The 2223-nt window shown below is 35.6% G+C and carries 1 protein-coding gene; it reads left to right on the top strand.

Translation table 11 applies throughout. From position 1 onward, the window contains the following. Positions 1 to 2223 (top strand): SasC/FmtB family protein (locus IDG60_RS11615; protein WP_206160721.1); only part of this gene is annotated, 2223 nt, incomplete at both ends.

Raw genomic sequence — 2223 nt, 5'->3', positions numbered from 1 at the left:
ATAGTATTAGGAAGTATAAAGTAGGCATATTCTCTACTTTAATCGGAACAGTTTTATTACTTTCAAACCCAAATGGTGCACAAGCCTTAACTACGGATAATAATGTACAAAGCGATACTAATCAAGCAACACCTGTAAATTCACAAGATAAAGATGTTGCTAATAATAGAGGTTTAGCAAATAGTGCGCAGAATACACCTAATCAATCTGCAACAACCAATCAAGCAACGAATCAAGCATTGGTTAATCATAATAATGGTAGTATAGTAAATCAAGCTACGCCAACATCAGTGCAATCAAGTACGCCTTCAGCACAAAACAATAATCATACAGATGGCAATACAACAGCAACTGAGACAGTGTCAAACGCTAATAATAATGATGTAGCGTCGAATAATACCACATTAAATGTACCAAATAAAACAAATGAAAATGGTTCAGGAGGACATCTAACTTTAAAGGAAATTCAAGAAGATGTTCGTCATTCTTCAGATAAACCAGAGCTAGTTGCAATTGCTGAACCAGCATCTAATAGACCGAAAAAGAGAAGTAGACGTGCGGCACCGGCAGATCCTAATGCAACTCCAGCAGATCCAGGGGCTGCAGCGGCAGGAAACGGTGGTGCACCAGTTGCAATTACAGCGCCATACACGCCTACAACTGATCCTAATGCCAATAATGCAGGACAAAATGCACCTAACGAAGTGCTGTCATTTGATGACAATAGTATTAGACCAAGTACCAACCGTTCTGTACCATCAGTAACAGTTGTTGATAATTTACCAGGCTTTACACTTATCAATGGTGGTAAAGTAGGTGTGCTAAGTCATGCGATGGTTAGAACAAGTATGTTTGAGGCTGGGAGCAACAGAACCTATCAGGCACAAGGCAATGTACTTGCATTAGGACGTATAAGCGGGACGGACGCTAGTAATCATGGAGATTTTAATGGTATTGAAAAATCTTTAACAGTAAATCCAAATTCTGAATTAATCTTTGAATTTAATACAATGCCAACTAAAAATGGTCAAGGCGCAACAAATGTTATTATCAAAAATGCTGATACTAATGATACGATTGCTGAAAAGACTGTTGAAGGCGGTCCAACTTTGCGTTTATTTAAAGTACCTGATAATGTGAGAAATCTCAAAATTCAATTTGTACCTAAAAATGACGCAATAACAGATGCGCGTGGCATTTATCAACTAAAAGATGGTTACAAATACTATAGCTTTGTTGACTCTATCGGACTTCATTCTGGGTCACATGTTTATGTTGAAAGACGAACAATGGAACCCACAGCAACGAATAATAAAGAATTTACAGTTACAACATCACTAAAAAATAATGGTAATTCTGGTGCTTCTTTAGACACAGATGAATTTGTTTATAAAATTCAATTACCTGAAGGGGTAGAATATGTGAACAATTCATTGACTAAAGATTTTCCAAGTAACAATTCAGGCGTTGATGTTAATGATATGAATGTTACATATGATGCGGCGAATCGAGTGATAACAATTAAAAGCACTGGTGGTGGCACAACGAATTCACCTGCACGACTAATGCCTGATAAAATATTGGATTTAAAGTATAAGTTGCGTGTTAATAATGTACCGACACCAAGAACAGTAACATTTAATGATACATTAACGTATAAAACATATACACAAGATTTCATTAATTCAGCTGCAGAAAGTCATACTGTAAGTACAAATCCATATACTATCGATATCATCATGAATAAAGATGCATTACAAGCCGAAGTTGACAGACGTATTCAACAAGCTGATTATACATTTGCATCATTAGATATCTTTAATGATCTTAAAAAACGTGCACAAACAATTTTAGCTGAAAATCGTAACAATGTACCATTAAATAAAAGAGTATCTCAAGCAGATATTGATACATTAACTAATCAGATGCAACATACTTTAATTCGAAGTGTTGATGCTGAAAATGCAGTAAATCAAAAAGCTGATCAAATGGAAGATTTAGTTAATCAAAATGATGAACTGACAGATGAAGAAAAACAAGCAGCAATACAAGTTATCGAGGAACATAAAGGCAATATTATTGGTGATATTGGTGATCAAACGACTGATGATGGCGTTACTAGAATCAAAGATCAAGGTATACAGACCTTAAGTGGGGATACTGCAACACCGGTTGTTAAACCAAATGCTAAAAAAGCAATACGTGATAAAGCAACGAAACAAA

The organism is Staphylococcus sp. EG-SA-2 (genome assembly GCF_017152085.1).
This window is presented reverse-complemented; position numbering and strand designations above follow the sequence as displayed.